The sequence below is a fragment of the Brevundimonas sp. Root1279 genome, from assembly GCF_001425945.1.
Classification (GTDB): Bacteria; Pseudomonadota; Alphaproteobacteria; order Caulobacterales; family Caulobacteraceae; genus Brevundimonas.
In genome coordinates this window covers 41,175-57,131 of the sequence record NZ_LMEB01000008.1, presented here as the reverse complement: position 1 = coordinate 57,131, position 15,957 = coordinate 41,175, and the positions used below count along the sequence as shown (strand labels likewise).

The window sequence follows — 15,957 nt, the reverse complement described above, 5'->3', positions numbered from 1 at the left end:
TGGTCAGCGGTCCCGCGCCCCCTCCAACGGACGAGGCACCCCGCCGTCCTCCTGTCGCGGCCGCCGCGGTTCGCCTGGCGGAGCAGCTTCAGGGCGGCGGGCTGACCCTCTTTCTGGCGGCGAGCGAGCGGCGAGCGGACGAGACGGCGCGGGCCCTCCGCGGTCTGTTGGGATCTCGGCCTGTCGAGATCCTGGTCCTCCCGCCGTGGGACAGCCTCCCCTATGATCGGGCAGGACCGTCCCGCGATTGCATGGGGCGCCGCATGGCCGTCCTGGCCACGCTCCGGGCGCCGGCGGTGGCGGAGCGTGTGCTTATCCTGTCGCCCGCGGCCCTACTTCAGAAAGCCCCCGCGCCATCCGAACTTGGCGACCAGTTCGAAATCCGCGCCGGCGAGCCTCTGGATCGGGAGGCCTTGGCGGCCTTCGCCCGACGCGCCGGATATGTGGAGGACGACCGTATTGATGAGCCGGGGGAGATCGCCTTTCGGGGCGAGGTGATCGACGTCTACCCCGCCACAGCTTGCGCTCCGGTCCGCATCGACGTCGGTGCGGACGATCTCGTGGCCGGGCTGCGGCCCTTCGATCCCACGACGCAAAGGTCCGAGGGCGAGTTGCAGGACATTCGCCTGTACGGAGTCGCGGAGCCGGGATGTATTCCGGGAGAGGAGGCTGACGAAGGCGATCAGCAGCCCGCGCCGGCCGGGGTGTCGATCGAGACCCTGACGGGGCCCGGTCGGTGGGTGCACGAAGCCGGCGCCCTTGAGGCGTGCGAGCGCTTCGCCGAACAGGCGCGCGACGCCTGGTCGGCGGCCTGCGAGTTCGGCGATGGCCCGCGCCCGCGACCCCCCAAAGAGGTCTACCTCGACGTTGAAGCTATCCCGGCCGCCCTCTCGGATGAAGCCGGGACCCTGGCGACGGAGACCGCGGGCGCCGTTCCATCCTTCAACTTGACCCCGCGTCGCGGAGCGGCCGTCGCCGACTTCATCGAGACGAAGCGGACATCGGGCCGTCGGGTGGTCCTGTCCGGCCTGGCCCATGAACGTAGGGCGATGCGGCGGCTGCTGGGACGCCGGCTGACCGAGACGCCTGCGGAGGCCGCGAACTGGGGCGAGGTGACAGCAGCGCCGCCGGGGTCGTTCCTCATGCTCGATGCAGATCTGGACGCCGGGTTCGACGACCCGGACGCCGCCGTCACGGTGCTTTCGCCGAGCGAAATTCTCGGCGGACGTCTTGCTGGCCGTACGTCGGCCGTGCCTGCGTGGCTGGAAGAGCCCGAGCTCGCCTTCGGCGACGTCGTCCTTCACGAGGATCACGGCCTGGGGGTCCTGCAGGCCTTGGAGCGGATCGAGACGAATGGGCGCGAGCAGGACGTCGTCCGCATCGGCTACCAGGGTGGGACGCATGTCCTGGCGCCGGTGGGGGAGCTGTCGAAGATCTGGCGCTACAGCTCCGAGCCAGACGCGGTTACGCTCGACCGGCTGCACTCGGACGGTTGGCTCAAGCGGCGGGCAGCGGTCAGCGCTCATATCGACGCCGCGGCCGTCGCCCTCGCGGCGCAAGGCGAGGCTAGGGCTGCGGCGGAGGCCCCGGCGATCCAGCCCCCGCGCGTCGACTACGCTCGCTTCGCCGCCCGCTTCCCCTACCCAGAATCTGCGGACCAGGCCGCCGCCATCGAGGCGGTGCTCGACGATCTCGGCTCCGGACAGCCGATGAATCGGCTGGTCTGCGGAGACGTGGGTTTCGGCAAGACCGAAGTCGCTCTGCGGGCCGCCGCCGCCGTTGCCCTTTGCGGCCTCCAGGTCCTCGTCGCTGCCCCGACGACGGTGCTGGCCCGCCAGCACTACGAGAGCTTCCGCCGGCGCTTCGCCCAGACAGGGGTGGTCGTGGCGCACCTCTCGCGGCTGGTGGACGACGCCGAGGCGGCGCAGGTCAAGGCGGGCTTGGCGGACGGATCGATCGGCGTCGTCGTCGGCACCCAGGCCCTGGCCGGGGAGGGGCTGACGCTGAAGGCGCCGGGCCTGATCATCATCGACGAGGAGCATCGGTTCGGCGCCCAGATGAAGGCGGACCTGGCCGCCAAGGCTCCCCACTCACTTGGGCTGACCGCCACGCCCATCCCGCGCACGCTCCAGGGCGCCCTCGTGGGCATCCAGGATGTCAGCGTGATCGCCAGTCCCCCCGCGCGGCGGCGTCCCATACGCACCTTCACGGCCGAGTTCGACGGCGGGTCGGTGCGAACGGCGCTGCTCAGGGAGCGGGCGCGCGGCGGACAGACCTTCGTGGTCACGCCGCGCATCGCGGACATGACCGAACTGCGCGCGCGTCTCGCCGAGCTCGCCCCCGAACTGACGGTGATCGAGGCGCACGGCCGGATGTCGCCCGAGACCGTCGACCAGGCCATGGTGGCCTTCGCGGCGGGGCATGGGGACGTCCTTTTGGCCACCAACATCATCGAGAATGGCCTGGACGTGCCGCGGGCGAACACCATCCTGATCTGCCGGCCCGACCGTTTCGGACTCTCGCAGCTTCACCAACTGCGGGGACGCGTCGGCCGCGGTCGGCGTCAGGGCGCGGCCTATCTTCTGCTCGAGCCCGGAGAGGAGATTGGGGATGCGGCGCGTGCGCGCCTCGCCGCCTTGGAGACCTTCGACAGGCTGGGCGCCGGCTTCGCCATCAGCGCCCGCGACCTGGACCTGAGGGGCGGCGGCGACCTGGTCGGGGACGAGCAGGCCGGCCATGTGCGCCTGATCGGCGCCGGCCTTTACCAGCACCTGCTGCATACTGCGATCCGAACGGCCCGAGGCGAGCCCCTGGACGATCACGGGCCGGTTCAACTCCCGCTCGACGGAGGCCACATCCCGGAGGCCTATGTCCCCGAGGCGGCGGTTCGAATGAACCTCTACGGGCGTCTGGCCCGGCTGACTTCCGCGGACGACCTCGAAGAGATGGCGGCCGAATTCGAGGACCGCTTCGGCACGCCGCCCGAGCCGGTCGCCGACCTGCTGAGGCACGCCCGACTGAGCCTGTTGGCGCGGGCGGCCGGGGTCACGCGCATCCTGTCCGGGCCGAAGGGGACGGCCTTCAGCTTTGCGCCGCATCGCCTGAAGGAGGCGTCGAGGCGGGTGGATGAGGACGGCGCCCGGCGTTGGAGCGAGGATCGGCTTATCCTGGATGCCTCCAACGACCCGGCCGACGACGAAGTCCTCATGGAAGCCGTGCTTGCGAAGCTGGCCGGCTGACCTGAAGCGACGGGCTTGGCGCCGGGAGCTGGAGCCCACCGGGAAAGGGTCTCGGCAGAGGTTGCCCCCGCGGCGCGGTGGCTACTCTGTCCGGCGTCGTACACAGCAACTTCCTTCCGTCTGGTCGGTTTCGCTGGCCCCGCGAGGTAGGCCCTATGACTCATCTTACATACGGCGACGTTCAGGTTCGGGCGACAAGGGCGGGCCTGGTGATGTCCCGAGATCGCCGGGACGGCGGGATCAATCTTCGATATCGACGCCCTTCAGTCAGCGCCCAGGAGTGGCGGGGGCTTTCGCTGGAGGAGGCGTTGTCGGTCATCCCATCGACCGACGTTTCCGAGGTGAAGCGACGCCCGCATTGCCGCGCGGCCGTAGGCTAGTCGACGCCGGGCGAAAGTGGGCGATCGGCGCCCGCGCGAGCCGGCGGAGAAAGCCGGGCGCGCTCGATGACGCCGGTTAGGTTGCAGTGCAACGTATGATCCGCCCCCGCAGGCGCTACCGGGGCAGGGGGCCTAGCGTTCCCCGCCGCAGTAGCGGTCGAACTCTTCCTTGTAGCGATCCGTCAGATGGGCCTGCCGCTCGCCCTTTTCGTGGAGCTCCAGAAACCAGTTCGATTCCTCCTCGTACATATGCGTCAGCACCGCCCCCTCGATGTGGTCGAGCTTGTCCGTCCAGTCGGGCGTGCTCGGCGCGATGGTCTCCAGCTCCGCCATCTGCATCTTCGCCGTCGTCTGCTCGGTGTAGGCGTGCGCCGCGTGGGTCTTCTCGCCGGCCTGGGCCAGGGCGGGATAGAGCACGACCTCTTCGGCCAGCGAATGTCCGTTCAGCAGGATCGCGAGCTCCTTCATGGCGACGACGCGATCCTCCGCCGAGACGGCGGCCTTGCAGGCGTTGAACGCGGCGCGGATGCCCTCGTGGTGGTCGAGCGCGAGGTCCAGCCAGTCGCCCGTGGCCGCGACCGCCCGCGCATTGGCGGTCGCCTCGGCCCGCGTCTCGGCGGAGACCGGCGGCGTGATGGCTCCAAGGACTTTGTCGATGACGGACATGGCGGGCTCCGGGCTGCAAAAGTCCGGCGATAACCGTCGCCTCCGAGGGCAGTTCCGAGAGACGGGAACCGGACGCTGGGCCGGCAAATCGCGCCTGGCTAGCTGACCGACCGCGGGCCGTTCAGCGGGGCGTCCGTCCGCGGCAGGACTTTCGCGTTCCGGCAGCCGCAGGCGAAGTCGTCGAGCCTGGCGGGGTCGAGCAGTCGAACCTGGCCTCGCAACGTCCTTAGAGCGCCCGCGGCCTGCAGCGCCCGCGACGAAGCGTTCACTGTGGTTCGTCGCAGGCCGAGCATTTCTCCGAGCTTCACTTGCGACAGCAGAATGCGGTGAGGGGCCTCCACCTCGTCGATGGCGCGGAAGAGGTCGGCGAGCCGGGCCGTGGCCTGATGCCGGGCGACGCAGGCGACGCGACGCCTGAGCGCGGCGTGGGCCGCGTTCGCAGCGTCCAGGAGATGGCGGACGCCCGCCTCGCCCCCGAGCGCCAACCACTGCGCCAGGGAGGTCGTGTAGAGTTCACCGTCGCTGATCCACACGCCGGACAGGCGGTCTTCTCCGCATCCCAGGAGCCTCCCCGGCCCCGCAATGCCGGCCGACACGCCTTCGTCGCCCGCATCGACGGAGAGGCAGCCGTCAATCACGACCGCGACCTGACCCTCCACGACGACCGGAGCGCCCGCGCGATGGTGGGTAGCTCGGCCGGACGCCAGGAGGGCGCGGCGCACGTGGATGTCGAGCGGCGACAGAGCCCGCCAGAGCCGGAGCGTGCCTTCATCCAGAACCGAAGGTTCGACGTCATGCCTGTGAGCGGCGCCCGGGAAAGCACCTCCGTCGGTCGAGAAGGAGAGTGTCATTCGGGTTTTGTGGGCGTCCCCAAAGCCGAACGCATTCACATAGTTGAACGGGCGCCTAAACCGGTTCGCACTGGAGGCGGAGATAGGTCGGGTCGAACTCGGCCAGTTCCGCCAGGCGGTCCCAGGCCAGGATCTCCACCCGCCCCTGTGACCACGTAAGGATTTGGAGGGTGCGTAGCTCGGATATCAGGCGATTGACGTGGACCGTCGACAGGCCGAGCACGTCGCCCAGGACGGCCTGGGTCAGGGGCAGCTCCATCACGCACGCGCCGGCGAGCCCAACCGCTTCCAGCCGCTTGTAGAGTTCGCACAGCAGGTGGGCCATGTGGGACGACGCAGTGCGCCGGCCCATGCAGGTGATCCACTGGCGGTGGATCGCCGCGTCGATGACAGTGTCCAGCCACAGCAGGCGGGTCAGGTGCGGGTGCTGTTCGGTCAGGTCGCGCAGCCGCGCATGGGGGGCCGGCGCGATGACGCAGTCGGACAGGGTGATCACGCCATGGTCCATCTGCTTCATGACGAAGCTGTGCAGGTCGACGAAGTCGCCGGAGACGTTCAGCTCGCTGATCTGCCGGCCCCCGTCCTCCAGGGTCACATAGCGCGCGCAGAAGCCCGACATCAGAAGGATCGAGTGATCTGGCCGGTCATGCTCGGTGACGATGTCGACGCCGGCGGGGACGTGCCGCTCAGGGCCAAGCACCTCGAGCAGAGCGAGGCGCTCCGCCTCCGAGAGGGTGTCCCTGCGGCTGAGCTTGTTAAACAGGGTTTCCGCCACCGCGCGTCCTCGTCTGACCCCAGGTCCACGTCCAACGTCCACGGCGGCGGAGGCGTTCAACTATGTGAATGACGGCGGTATCCCAAGGTGCACTGTGCGGGTGGAAAGGGGCGGATATGAGCACCTACCTATGCTTCCTCTATGGAGCCGGCGCGGTCCCCGAGTTCCGCCTCCTGCCCTGCGAGCAGGATTCCGAGGTGCCGCACTATCTGGCGCACCTCCTCGACGAGTGGCCCGACAGCGAACGCGTCGAGGTTACGGACGGCGCACGCCTCGTCATGCGCCTCGAGAAGGACGCGCTGGACCAGCTGCGGTCGGCGACCGCCTAGCCGCCTTCAGGCCTGTCCAGCCGTTCGACCAGACTGCCCAGCAGGGCGACCGGGGCTGTGGAGGCGGTGTAGGCGACGACCGGCCGTCCGGCCTCGTCGGTGCACAGCACGGTGAAGTCGTTGGCGGCCGTGAAGCCGGAGTCGCCCCGGCCGAGGACCTCGGCGAACAGGGCCCGCGCCTCCTCGCAGGCAGCGACCGGTCCGGCCAGAATCTCTCCGTCGACATCTCGATGACGCAGGCCGTTCAGGGTGTGGAAATAGTAGCGCGGCATCGCAGCGCCTTCCCCTTTCGGGCTGGAGCAGCCCGGCGCGCTCCCAGGACTATTCAACGGCCGTCATCGTCCCAGCACCGGGGCCGGCTCCGAGATCGGCGCCCGTGATGGGATTGGAGGCGGGGTCCGAGGCTGTCCGCTCGGCGAAGGCCATGACCGGCTTGGCCTCGGCCGGCTTCATCTTCACCACCGCGCCGCCGTCGCCGCCGTCGACCGCCGCCTGGGCGTCGCGGTCTTCGACATACTCCCACTGCTCGCCCTCGTTCCAAGGCCCGCGCGCATTGCCGTCGCCCTGGGACATGTCGAAATACTTGTCCGCGAACTCGGGGTCGCCCGGCAGCTTGCCGGTCGGGAAGTTGGGCTCGATCGCGTAGAGCGCCTTTTCGAAGGATTTCTGGTGCGCGATCTCGCGGGTCATCAGGAAGCCCAGCGCGTCCTTGATGCCGGGATCATCGGTGACGTTGATCAGCCGCTCGTAGACGATCTTGGCCCGGGACTCGGCGGCGATGTTGGATCGCAGGTCGCAGGTCGGATCGCCGATGGAGTCGACGTAGGCGGCCGTCCACGGCACGCCGGCCGAGTTCACCAGCGCCGGGGCTCCCCCGTAGAGGATCGACGTCGTGTGGCTCTCGCCCCGGTCGTTCAGCGACAGGTAGAGATCCGCCTCCTCGAGCGCCGCCTCGGCGATCCTGCCCTTGGCGCCGCGGTTCAGCATGGCGACGATCGAGCCGATGATCTCAAGGTGGCTCAGTTCTTCGGTGGCGATGTCCAGCAGCATGTCCTTGCGACCGGCGTCTTCCTCGCCCAGGGCCTGAGTGAAATACCGCATGGCGGCCGCCAGCTCGCCCTGGGGTCCGCCGAACTGCTCGAGCATCAGGGTCGCCAGGCCGGGGTTCGGCTCGGCCACCCGCACGGTGTACATCAGGCGCTTGTTATGCATGAACATGGGTGGGCTCCGGAGGCGGGGGAGGCTGTCCAACCAGAGGCCTGCGCCGCCGTTCCGAAAGTCCGCCATGCGACAGTGCCGGCCCGGTCGTCGTCAAGGCCAAGCTGGGAATGACGCGCCGCTTCCTATCTGGGCCTGCCCGATACAGGAGCATGCAAGACAAATGGCCGGCGGCTGGACGCGCGATGGAGCGGTTCTCGATCAGATCAATGACACCGTCGTCGACGGAGTCCTGACGGCGCGGTCACGCATGCCGACGGGCGAGGGAAGCAGCCATTGCGTCGAGTGCGGCGACGTCATCCCCGAAGCGCGGCGACGCGCCCTGCCGAGCGCCCGCACGTGCGTGGAGTGCCAGTCGGGCCGCGATGGCCGGATCGTTCTGGCGGGGATCAACCGCCGGGGTAGCAAGGACAGCCAGTTGCGTTAGGCGCTCTCAGCGACGGCGCAGCAGGGGCAGGCCGAACAGCAGCGGCAGGGCGAGCAGCACCAAGTGTCCGCCCGTCGCCAGATAGATGGCGACACAGATCGCGATGGCTGTGATCGCGAGCCAAACCAGCGTTAGCGTCCGCATCAAGCGGGCCGATTGGCCCGGCAGAGGTCGCGCAGCTGGCGAGAGAGCGAGGGGCCATGCAACTGGCGCAGCTCCTCGCCGCGATAGCCTTCGTTGTGGAGCGCCTTGGCGATGTCGGCCTTGGTGGCGCACTCGCCGGACCGCGCCAGGGCGAAGGCCCGCTCCAGAGGGCGGGGGAAATCCTTGAGGGTGGTGTGCATGGCGCTTGAACGGCGCGCGTATACCGCGGTTGCGTCGGTCGCCTTTGCTACACAGCGGCCCTCACGCGTCGAGCTGCTCCATGCGGCATTGGTGGGGCGCCTTGTCAGGGCGGAACCGCAGCAGGCGGGTCCCGTGCCGAAAGCGCCCGTCGGACACATGGTCGAAGGAAACCTCGACGACCATCTCGGGCGCGACGGGCGTCCATTCCGCGGAGCGTTCGGTGGCCCAGCGGCTCTGCCCGCCGGGCGAGCGGCCCGTAAAGCCGAGGCCGGGCATGGCTCTCAGCTGCGCGGTGAGAGCGCCGCGGTCAATCCGCGCGAAACCCGAGGTGAAGCCGACGTGGTTCAGCCGGCCCTCGTCATCGTACAGGCCGAGCAGGAGCGATCCGACGACGCTCGAGTCCTTCGCCAGTCGGTAGCCGCCAACGACGCAGTCCGCCGTCCGCGTCCGGCGCACCTTGACCATGGCCCGCTCGCCTTCTGCATAAGGTCCGTCCAACCGCTTGGCGACGACGCCCTCAAGCAGGCCTCCGTCGAGCCAGGATTGCGCCAGGGTCCGATCGTTCGTGCCCGGGGTGACGGTCAGGCAAGCCTCCCCCGCAACCTCAAGGAAGGCGGCCAGACGCGCTTGGCGGTGTCCGAGGGGCGCCGCCCGCAAATCGCTCCCGTCGGTGTCCAGGAGCATGTCGAACAGGGTGAGGCTGGCCGGCGACTCCGCGGCGAGGCGTCTGATGCGGGAGTCCGCCGGATGAAGCCGGGCCTGCAGCGCCTCGAAGGAAAACGCGTCACCGTCCCGGGCCAACAACTCGCCGTCGAGGCCGAACGCCGCCGCGGGAATCGCCTCGATCATCGCGACGACCTCGGGGAAGAAGCGGGCCAGCGACTTGCCCGACTTGGCGATCAGGTCCACCCGCCCGTCGCCCTTGAAGGCGAGGCAGCGGAAGCCGTCCCACTTGGGCTCGTACCACCAGCCTGATCCAGACGGCAGCGAGACGGCGGTCCGGGCTTCCATGGGCGTGGCGCGCGGCAGGGCGTTCATGCGTTGGCCGCCGCTGCGGGCATCGGCCGGCTCAGGAAGGCCGATCCGGCCAGCGCGAACCGCCACGGCGTGTCCTGCCCATGGCGGATTCCGATCCGCACGCCGCGAGAGACGCTGACGTTACTTGCCGAAATCTGCATCCCGAAGGGCGGCGAACGCAGATCGGCCCCGTTCAGCCGGGCGTCGATCCCGAGGGCCTGGCACAGCTTGCCGGGCCCCGAGCACAGGTCCTGCACCCTGGCGACGCCGCGCCGAGCCTGCATGGCCTTCAGCCCGGCCGTCGGTTCGAGCGCCCGGATCAGTACGGCGCTGCCCGGTCGCGCCCCGTCGCAGACGACATTGAAGCACCAGTGCATGCCGTAGATCCGGTAGACGTAAGCGCGTCCGGGCGGCCCGAACATCGGGGCGTTCCGGGCCGTCGGACCGCGGAAGCTGTGTGAAGCGGGATCCTCCAGGTCGTAGGCTTCCGTCTCGACGATCCGCCCGCCGACGCCATCGACCATCAGCAAGGCCCCGATCAGATCGGCCGCGACGGTTTCGGCTGAGCGATTGAAATAGTCTGGCGGCATCATGCGCTGCCAACGTCGCAGGCGGGCTGCGGTTCGGAACCGGGGTCCGCGCGGGTGGTTGCTATGGCATGACCCCCCACCCGAAGTCTCCCGTCGACCCGACGTCCGGCCTCATACAGGGCGGGCTCGGCGGACCCGAAGACGAAATCCTCGAAGACGGTCAGGAGGAAGTCTTCTCGCGTACCGAGGTCGAGCAGGGTCGGATCGAGCATGAGACAGAGGCTGGCGGCTCGACCGGGCCAGAGGCCGACGGTCGAGCCCCTTCCGCCGCGCCCTAGGAGCCGCGGAGCGCCCGCTCCACGTCCTCGGCCTGGTCGCCGACGCGGCCGACCGCGTCGCGCAATTGCTGCTCGGACACGCCGAACTTCTCGGCCCAGTCCCGGACCTCATAGTCCTCCGACAGGCTGATGCGCTTGCGGTCCTGGCCGCCGGCATTGGATTTGTCGTCACTCATCGTCTGCTCTCCGTACAGATAGATCCCTGCAAGGGCGTAGGCCGCTTGTCGGGGGGTTTCAGGGGGAATCATGTCGCGACTCGCGGCACCCAGCCGTCTGCCGGCTCTGGGGCCTCTTCAGCGTTGGGAACCTTGAGCCCGGCGGTAGGCGGCACCGCCCGGGCCGAAGGGGGCTGGATCTTCGCCAGGAAGGCGGAGAGGATGGCTGTGTAGGCCTCGCCCTGTTCGAGGAACCCCATGTGGTTCGCGCCGGGCTCCAGGTGCAGGCGGGCGCCGGCGGACTCCGCGATCGCCTTCCCCGCGTGGGGCAGGGTGAGGATATCGATCCCGCCCGCCACGACTTCCACGGGGCAGGGGACGTTCTTCAGGGCGTCCTTGGCGTCCCAGTTGAACATCGCCAGATTGCCTCTCGCCATGACGGCGGGTCGGTTACGGGTCGACAACAGGGTGGTGTGCTCCAGCTGGCTGCGGGTGACCGACGCGCCGAAGCCCAGCCGGTTGGCGAGGTGGGCGGAGCCGCTCAGATAGCTCTGCCACATGGACAGCCAAACCAGCGGCTCGAGCCAGATGGCGAGGTGCAGCATGGGTTCGATGACGGGCCGGCGCAGAGTCTTGGCCAGCGGCGACAGGATCATCGTTTGAAGCGGGTTGGTCCAGGTGGTGTTGAAGAGCAGGACGCCCTTCACCTTGGACCCGAACAAAGCCGGATGGTCCCGCGCCAGGGTCTGGATGGTCATCCCCCCGATGCTGTGGCCGACCAGGACGACCGGTTCTCCCACCCGTTCGATGACGGCGCGAAGGTCGGCGGCCATCGTCTCCAGGCGAACCTGAGCGAGGCCTGCGCCCTTCGATTTCCCGAGGCCAGGCAGGTCCCAGGCGATGACCCTCGTCGACCCGCCTAACCGATCCCGCGTGGTGTTCCAGATGGTGCTGTCCAGACCCCAGCCGTGGGTGAGAACCGCTGTTGGGCCGCCGCCGACGACGGCCCCGTCGTCCTCAACGTACAGGCGCGAGCCGGTGTCGCTTTGGATCATGCGTGAGGCGCGCCGCGTGGCGCGGCGCGGAACGACGTCCCGCCGGGCGACGAGCGCCAGGACGACGGGCCGCCCGAGGAAGGACCAGGCCAGTAGCCCGAGGCCGAGCCAGAGCCGCCAGGCCTCCCGCACATGGACGAGGTCGCCGTCGACTCGAACCCACTGCCCGAAATACCAGTCGCCCAGCAGCCAAGCCGCGGCGCCGAGGATCGCAAGCGCCAGCACTGTGAAGAGGAGTTGAAATCCGGGGATCAGGGGCATGGCTCGCTCCGTGGGCCTGACAAACCCGCGCCGCCGATCGGCGTTCCTGTGTCACAAAGCAGACAGTCCGAGGCGGAGACCTATTCTCCGCCCTTCACATACGGCGGGTTGACGTGCACCTGCGCGTGCCCGTGATGGCGCAGGTGGGTTTCGTCGATCTGCTTGATCAGAGCCTCGCCCTGCGCCTTGCCCACCAGCTCAAGGAGCGCGTCGATTTTGGCCTCGACCCGGTCGTCGTTTTCCTTGGACGAGGGCGAGCCGATGTAGAGGAAATAGGCCAGGCCGACGACTTGCCAAAGCAGCTGCAGGAACTCGGACTGCCAGTTCTCGAAGGTGTCGCGACCCATCTCGATGAGATAGGGCGTCAACTGCGCGGCCTGCCCATGCTCGTGCGCCTCGTCCAGGTAGGCGAACCATCCGAACAGCCAGTGCAAGCCGAAGGACACCGTGAAGAAGGCGAGGGTGAGCCACCCGTAGGCGTAGCGTTTCATCGGAGATCCTCCCTCAGACGATCCCGGCGATCAGGCCGCGTTTCAGCGCCTCGCCGGCGGTGATGTACCAGTTGCCGACCGTTTGCCGGTCGATTTCATCGAGCGTGACGTCACTGCCTTCGATGAATTTTCCGAACTCGACCCGCTCGATGCGGATGCCGTCGTCGATCTCGGCCAGCAGCGCCTCGACCCCGGGCCGTTCGGCCCTCAACGCGCCGTCGAAATTGAGGCATTTGGCGAGCTTGCGGCCGTGGACCATGACGACCGCGTCGCGACTGAGCCAGCGATCGGACTTCAGGAACCCGCCCATGATCGTGGCTCCGGCGGAGTAGATCATCGTCTTGCCGAAGAACCGCGCCGTCCGCCCGGCCTGACGGAGAAGACGCACATCGTCGGCGATCCGTCGGCCGATCTCTGCGTCGCCGCCGGTGGTGCTCAACTCGAGCACAATGGGCCCCGCTTCTGCCGACAGGCGCGCTGTCTGATCCAGCCAGACGGCGAGCATATCGTCATTGACCTCGCCGTGCAGGCGCACATTCGGCGTGGCCAGCTCCGGCGGGATGGTCGGGACGCTGAGGTTTTGCAGGCTGTCGGCGGCCACCTATCCCTCCCGCTGTTCGTTACGCGGCAGCCAGGCCGGCGGTCGCTTCGGCGCCTGGACCAGGCGGGAGACCTCGAGCTCCCCTTGATAGACGACGATTTCGAAGCCCGGCTCGCAAAACAGGAGGCGCATACGCGCCTGATCGGTCGCCTGGTCCAGATCCTCGGCGTCAATGGTCTCGACGACCGGGTAGGCCGGGCATCTCAGTTGAAACTGGGCCATGGCGTCACATCCCGGGCGGAAGGGTCGGCCGGATGTCGGGCCGGTTTCGGGGCTCCCTGGGCGTCGGAGCGCGGACCTGCAAGGCCAGCAAGACAACCCCGATCGGCGCCAGCAGCAGCATCCACAGAACTTGATCGAGAGACACGTGCACCTCCGGAACATTGATGTGTGGACCGCGAAAATGTCGCTCCCCATCGACTGGTTCCAGTGTCCTGTATTGAGCTCTACCAGGCGCTTTGCTTGTGCAGGGGAGCGGTTTGAGCCTCGCACCGTTCCAATGCCAAGCCCGGCCCCTGGGCAGCGTGGAAACAGCCTATGAGCTCCGGTATTCGGTTCGGCCCCATCCCGGCCAACGCCGTTCATCTTTGCATCGACATGCAACGCCTGTTCGCGGAGGAGACGCCCTGGCGCACGCCCTGGATGACGCGGGTTCTCCCCGTGGTCGTGAAGCTCTGTGAGCACCGACCCGAACGGGTCTGCTTCACCCGGTTCATTCCGGCGCGACAGGTCGGCGAAGGCCGCGGCGCCTGGCGCCGCTACTGGACCCACTGGAGTGCGATCACGCTCGAGAACCTGGATGAAAGCCTGATCGACCTGCTTCCGGAACTCCGGCTCTTCACGCCGCCGGCCCGGGTGCTCGACAAGACGCTGCTGTCGCCATGGGTCGGAACCGGGCTCGCGGACGCTCTCGCCGCCGCCGGCGTGGACACGGTGATCATCAGCGGCGCGGAGACCGACGTCTGTGTTCTCGCCGCCGTCCTGGGCGCTGTCGATCTTGGATTCCGGGTGATCGTGGTCACCGACGCCCTGTGCAGTTCTTCGGACGACTCCCACGACGCACTGATCGGCCTGTATCACGACCGGTACGGCCAGCAGATCGAGACCGCCGAATGCGATGAGGTCGTCGAGGCCTGGCGGGACTAGACGCCGGCGCTGCCGCTCAGTCGGTCAGTTCCGCCCGCTCGCCGTGCCGCGCCCGCAGCTTCATGGGGCGGCCGCGCACCCATAGCCGGTCGCACTCGATCGCCTCCCATCCGTCAGGCAAGACGACCGTCCGGCTCGGCCAGTCTTCAGGATCGTCAGGGCCCACCTTGAGGCCCGTGAAACCGAACATGAGGCCAGTCAGGAAACCGCCCATGTTGGCGAAGAACGGACCCGACGCGACGCCCTCGGACGGAAGGTCCAGCCGGTATTCGAGGGTCTGCTGGAAGCGGCCGTATTGGTACCGACCATAGCCTTCGTCCAGCAGCTTGAGCGACAGGACCCGGTCGCCAGTCCAGGCCGCCCAGACTCCGTAAAGCGCCGGCAGCATCGGCGAGCCGACATAGTCCTTCCAGAGACTCAGGTAGAAGGTCAGGGTCTTCTGCATCGTGTCGGCGTCGACCTCGGCCCAGTAGGGAAAGAAGGCCATGAGCGGGGAGGGCGTCGCGCCCTTCTCCTCGGTCACCCGGTAGTCGTCGTGCGTGGCTATGACCCCGTCGGCCCGAACGGGGACGTTCAGGCCCTCCGCAACCCGGTTCCAAGCCTTCGGCGCCGGCAGGCTCATGGTGGCCGCCGTGGCCGAGGCCCGCTCCAGGATGATACGTGCGGTCAGCAAGGTCATGGCGTCGTTGTCGTCCGTCTCCTTCCGTTCCGCCGGCCCGCCGCCTTCGCGCAGGTCGTAGCCGGAGCGGGCGCGATCGACCCGGTCCACGAACCAATCGGCCACGCCGGACAGGACCGGCCAGGCCTTCTCGCGCAGGAACTGTTCGTCACCGGTCACGTCGGCGAACCAGGCGAAGGCCCGTGCGACGTGGATATTGATGTGGTCCTCCCGCGCCGCAGCCCCCGCTCCGCCAGGCGCCGCCTCCTCGCCCCGCAGCGGCCCGGCCTCCCAGGGAAACTGCACGCCCAGCCGCCCCAGCGTCTGTGCGTTGGCCCGCGCCGCCGGCAGCCCGCGGAACCGGAACTCAAGCATCGCCCGCGCCGCGTCCGGTTGCGAAAATGCCAGCGGAGGGATGGCGAAGGCGTCCACATCCCACATCACATGGCCGAAATAGTAGTGGTAGTCGCGCCAGGTCGCGAGGCCGTAGATGGAGGTCGACGACGGCGAGGAGGCGTGGACCGAGGTGTTCAGGTAGAAGAAGGCGGCGTCCGCCATCGCCTGCCATTTCGCCTCGGCGCCGACGAGACGGATCCGACCCTTCCAGAGGTCGCGCCAGACAGCCCTGTTGCGGGTGCGCAGTTCATCGAACCCGGTGTCTTTCGCCGCCGCGATCATTCGGACTGCGTGACGGTGCGGTTGGTGGTGCAGGGCGTCGGGGATCAGGCTGACGAGTTGACGGAAGCGATAGCGTCGACCTTTCCTGGCGCGCAGCGTCCAGGTCGTGGAGAGCGGGCCCAGGGCGTCCCAGGGCTCCTGACTGCGCTCGGCGTCTTCGGGGGCGTCGGTCAGCAAGGCCAGGCCGCAACGGCCCATGGCGCCTTCCGACTCCCATAGAATGGAGCCGTCGCAAACGGGCTCGTCCTCACCCGGGGTGTCGAGCCGTCGCTCAAGCATTCGGCCGCGCAGTCCCGTCGTGTCCAGTCTCGCGCGGACCATCAGATCGCATGCGCCGTCGACCTCGACGTTGATCTCCTGCCACAGGATCGTCGGGTGCGTTCGGCTGGCGAATGCGACGATCTCTATGTCGGCGCGCCGCTCACCGAGGCGGACCGCCAGTCGGCTCGTCAGCTCGGCGGTCTCGAAATCATAGGCTTGGGCGATCGGCTCGACCGAGCGGGGCTGGTCCGCGCTCCACAGTCCGTCGAGCGCAATGTCGCCCGCTAGCGGATAAGGGGCCGCGACCGCTGCTTCGATACGCCTTTCGTGGTGCTCGCCTACAAAGCCGCTGATGATGCACATGCCCGACTCGAGCGGATTCTCCCGCAAGCGAAGGCCGATCAGCCCGTTGGAGACATAGGCCGGCAGGGCCGGGCCCCTAGGTCCCCTCTCGACCGGCGGACTGATCGGACTCCAGGCGCTCATCGGATTGAACGATCCGATTGAGAGGACGAGTGGGCGCCCGCCCGGACGTA

At 68.4% G+C, this 15,957-nt stretch carries 20 protein-coding genes; 4 read left to right on the top strand and 16 right to left on the bottom strand.

Annotated features, from left to right (window positions below):
* Nucleotides 1-263: 263 nt before the first annotated feature.
* On the top strand, nucleotides 264-3,239 hold the full coding sequence (locus ASC65_RS12415) for a TRCF domain-containing protein (RefSeq protein ID WP_162245678.1): 2,976 nt from the start codon (nucleotides 264-266) through the stop codon (nucleotides 3,237-3,239).
* 512 nt (nucleotides 3,240-3,751) lie between these two features.
* Here the strand turns inward: ASC65_RS12415 and ASC65_RS12410 are convergent.
* The 3 genes from ASC65_RS12410 to ASC65_RS12400 form a co-directional block, all read right to left on the bottom strand.
* Nucleotides 3,752-4,285, bottom strand: a complete 534-nt coding sequence (locus ASC65_RS12410) for a hemerythrin domain-containing protein (protein ID WP_056453703.1) — start codon at nucleotides 4,283-4,285, stop codon at nucleotides 3,752-3,754.
* 98 nt (nucleotides 4,286-4,383) lie between these two features.
* Nucleotides 4,384-5,136 carry a helix-turn-helix domain-containing protein gene (locus tag ASC65_RS12405; RefSeq protein WP_056453700.1) on the bottom strand — a complete coding sequence of 251 codons (753 nt, stop codon included), beginning with the start codon at nucleotides 5,134-5,136 and terminating at the stop codon, nucleotides 4,384-4,386.
* A 55-nt stretch (nucleotides 5,137-5,191) separates the two neighbouring features.
* Complete coding sequence (locus ASC65_RS12400; RefSeq protein ID WP_056453697.1) at nucleotides 5,192-5,911, bottom strand: Crp/Fnr family transcriptional regulator; 720 nt, start codon at nucleotides 5,909-5,911, stop codon at nucleotides 5,192-5,194.
* 116 nt (nucleotides 5,912-6,027) lie between these two features.
* Here ASC65_RS12400 and ASC65_RS12395 point away from each other — a divergent pair, with 116 nt between their 5' ends.
* Nucleotides 6,028-6,240, top strand: a complete 213-nt coding sequence (locus tag ASC65_RS12395) for a hypothetical protein (protein WP_056453694.1) — start codon at nucleotides 6,028-6,030, stop codon at nucleotides 6,238-6,240.
* Here the strand turns inward: ASC65_RS12395 and ASC65_RS12390 are convergent.
* Together ASC65_RS12390 and ASC65_RS12385 are read right to left on the bottom strand one after the other, a co-directional pair.
* Nucleotides 6,237-6,512 (bottom strand): DUF6894 family protein, encoded by a 276-nt coding sequence (locus tag ASC65_RS12390; RefSeq protein WP_056453691.1) that lies wholly within the window; start codon nucleotides 6,510-6,512, stop codon nucleotides 6,237-6,239. The genes ASC65_RS12395 and ASC65_RS12390 overlap by 4 nt on opposite strands.
* 49 nt (nucleotides 6,513-6,561) lie before the next feature.
* Nucleotides 6,562-7,458: a manganese catalase family protein gene (locus tag ASC65_RS12385; RefSeq protein WP_056453688.1), complete on the bottom strand. Its 897-nt coding sequence runs from the start codon at nucleotides 7,456-7,458 to the stop codon at nucleotides 6,562-6,564.
* A gap of 163 nt (nucleotides 7,459-7,621) precedes the next feature.
* Here ASC65_RS12385 and ASC65_RS12380 point away from each other — a divergent pair, with 163 nt between their 5' ends.
* Nucleotides 7,622-7,885: a DksA/TraR family C4-type zinc finger protein gene (locus ASC65_RS12380; protein WP_056453686.1), complete on the top strand. Its 264-nt coding sequence runs from the start codon at nucleotides 7,622-7,624 to the stop codon at nucleotides 7,883-7,885.
* 6 nt (nucleotides 7,886-7,891) lie between these two features.
* On the opposite strand, the gene ASC65_RS17185 is transcribed toward ASC65_RS12380, so the two are convergent.
* From ASC65_RS17185 to ASC65_RS12335, 10 genes are all read right to left on the bottom strand, one after another.
* A complete protein-coding gene (locus ASC65_RS17185; protein WP_156459654.1) occupies nucleotides 7,892-8,029 on the bottom strand; it encodes a hypothetical protein in 138 nt (45 codons plus the stop codon).
* Nucleotides 8,029-8,229, bottom strand: a complete 201-nt coding sequence (locus tag ASC65_RS12375; RefSeq protein ID WP_056453682.1) for a hypothetical protein — start codon at nucleotides 8,227-8,229, stop codon at nucleotides 8,029-8,031. Before ASC65_RS12375 ends, ASC65_RS17185 begins: the two co-directional genes overlap by 1 nt.
* Before the next feature lie 61 nt (nucleotides 8,230-8,290).
* Complete coding sequence (locus tag ASC65_RS12370) at nucleotides 8,291-9,268, bottom strand: ATP-dependent DNA ligase (RefSeq protein ID WP_082526040.1); 978 nt, start codon at nucleotides 9,266-9,268, stop codon at nucleotides 8,291-8,293.
* Nucleotides 9,265-9,840: a DNA-3-methyladenine glycosylase gene (locus tag ASC65_RS12365; protein WP_200939837.1), complete on the bottom strand. Its 576-nt coding sequence runs from the start codon at nucleotides 9,838-9,840 to the stop codon at nucleotides 9,265-9,267. The genes ASC65_RS12370 and ASC65_RS12365 overlap by 4 nt, the downstream gene beginning before the upstream one ends.
* Nucleotides 9,837-10,049 carry a hypothetical protein gene (locus ASC65_RS17375; protein WP_056453676.1) on the bottom strand — a complete coding sequence of 71 codons (213 nt, stop codon included), beginning with the start codon at nucleotides 10,047-10,049 and terminating at the stop codon, nucleotides 9,837-9,839. The genes ASC65_RS12365 and ASC65_RS17375 overlap by 4 nt, the downstream gene beginning before the upstream one ends.
* A 62-nt stretch (nucleotides 10,050-10,111) precedes the next feature.
* Nucleotides 10,112-10,291, bottom strand: coding sequence for a DUF3606 domain-containing protein (locus ASC65_RS12355; protein ID WP_056453673.1), 180 nt, complete (start codon nucleotides 10,289-10,291; stop codon nucleotides 10,112-10,114).
* Between the two features lie 68 nt (nucleotides 10,292-10,359).
* On the bottom strand, nucleotides 10,360-11,586 hold the full coding sequence (locus tag ASC65_RS12350) for an alpha/beta fold hydrolase (protein ID WP_056453669.1): 1,227 nt from the start codon (nucleotides 11,584-11,586) through the stop codon (nucleotides 10,360-10,362).
* An 80-nt stretch (nucleotides 11,587-11,666) separates the two neighbouring features.
* Nucleotides 11,667-12,077, bottom strand: a complete 411-nt coding sequence (locus ASC65_RS12345) for a DUF6766 family protein (RefSeq protein WP_056453666.1) — start codon at nucleotides 12,075-12,077, stop codon at nucleotides 11,667-11,669.
* A 13-nt stretch (nucleotides 12,078-12,090) separates the two neighbouring features.
* Nucleotides 12,091-12,678, bottom strand: a complete 588-nt coding sequence (locus tag ASC65_RS12340) for an ATP-dependent Clp protease proteolytic subunit (protein WP_056453663.1) — start codon at nucleotides 12,676-12,678, stop codon at nucleotides 12,091-12,093.
* Nucleotides 12,679-12,900, bottom strand: coding sequence for a hypothetical protein (locus ASC65_RS12335; protein ID WP_056453660.1), 222 nt, complete (start codon nucleotides 12,898-12,900; stop codon nucleotides 12,679-12,681).
* 315 nt (nucleotides 12,901-13,215) lie between these two features.
* Here ASC65_RS12335 and ASC65_RS12330 point away from each other — a divergent pair, with 315 nt between their 5' ends.
* Nucleotides 13,216-13,824 (top strand): cysteine hydrolase, encoded by a 609-nt coding sequence (locus ASC65_RS12330; RefSeq protein ID WP_056453656.1) that lies wholly within the window; start codon nucleotides 13,216-13,218, stop codon nucleotides 13,822-13,824.
* 16 nt (nucleotides 13,825-13,840) lie between these two features.
* Here ASC65_RS12330 and ASC65_RS12325 read toward each other — a convergent pair whose 3' ends face one another.
* Entirely contained in the window at nucleotides 13,841-15,907 is a 2,067-nt protein-coding gene (locus ASC65_RS12325) for a glycoside hydrolase family 65 protein (protein WP_056453654.1), read from the bottom strand.
* Nucleotides 15,908-15,957 lie beyond the last annotated feature (50 nt).

Bases quoted from the DNA above. Each gene is read 5' to 3' on its own strand.
- ASC65_RS12355 (WP_056453673.1), bottom strand. From the start codon at position 10,291: ATGAGTGACGACAAATCCAATGCCGGCGGCCAGGACCGCAAGCGCATC.
- ASC65_RS17185 (WP_156459654.1), bottom strand. From the start codon at position 8,029: ATGCGGACGCTAACGCTGGTTTGGCTCGCGATCACAGCCATCGCGATC.
- ASC65_RS12375 (WP_056453682.1), bottom strand. From the start codon at position 8,229: ATGCACACCACCCTCAAGGATTTCCCCCGCCCTCTGGAGCGGGCCTTC.
- ASC65_RS12410 (WP_056453703.1), bottom strand. From the start codon at position 4,285: ATGTCCGTCATCGACAAAGTCCTTGGAGCCATCACGCCGCCGGTCTCC.
- ASC65_RS12370 (WP_082526040.1), bottom strand. From the start codon at position 9,268: ATGAACGCCCTGCCGCGCGCCACGCCCATGGAAGCCCGGACCGCCGTC.
- ASC65_RS12380 (WP_056453686.1), top strand. From the start codon at position 7,622: ATGGCCGGCGGCTGGACGCGCGATGGAGCGGTTCTCGATCAGATCAAT.
- ASC65_RS12395 (WP_056453694.1), top strand. From the start codon at position 6,028: ATGAGCACCTACCTATGCTTCCTCTATGGAGCCGGCGCGGTCCCCGAG.
- ASC65_RS12335 (WP_056453660.1), bottom strand. From the start codon at position 12,900: ATGGCCCAGTTTCAACTGAGATGCCCGGCCTACCCGGTCGTCGAGACC.
- ASC65_RS12345 (WP_056453666.1), bottom strand. From the start codon at position 12,077: ATGAAACGCTACGCCTACGGGTGGCTCACCCTCGCCTTCTTCACGGTG.
- ASC65_RS12385 (WP_056453688.1), bottom strand. From the start codon at position 7,458: ATGTTCATGCATAACAAGCGCCTGATGTACACCGTGCGGGTGGCCGAG.
- ASC65_RS12350 (WP_056453669.1), bottom strand. From the start codon at position 11,586: ATGCCCCTGATCCCCGGATTTCAACTCCTCTTCACAGTGCTGGCGCTT.
- ASC65_RS12365 (WP_200939837.1), bottom strand. From the start codon at position 9,840: ATGATGCCGCCAGACTATTTCAATCGCTCAGCCGAAACCGTCGCGGCC.
- ASC65_RS12390 (WP_056453691.1), bottom strand. From the start codon at position 6,512: ATGCCGCGCTACTATTTCCACACCCTGAACGGCCTGCGTCATCGAGAT.
- ASC65_RS12330 (WP_056453656.1), top strand. From the start codon at position 13,216: ATGAGCTCCGGTATTCGGTTCGGCCCCATCCCGGCCAACGCCGTTCAT.
- ASC65_RS12405 (WP_056453700.1), bottom strand. From the start codon at position 5,136: ATGACACTCTCCTTCTCGACCGACGGAGGTGCTTTCCCGGGCGCCGCT.
- ASC65_RS17375 (WP_056453676.1), bottom strand. From the start codon at position 10,049: ATGCTCGATCCGACCCTGCTCGACCTCGGTACGCGAGAAGACTTCCTC.
- ASC65_RS12415 (WP_162245678.1), top strand. From the start codon at position 264: ATGGCCGTCCTGGCCACGCTCCGGGCGCCGGCGGTGGCGGAGCGTGTG.
- ASC65_RS12325 (WP_056453654.1), bottom strand. From the start codon at position 15,907: ATGAGCGCCTGGAGTCCGATCAGTCCGCCGGTCGAGAGGGGACCTAGG.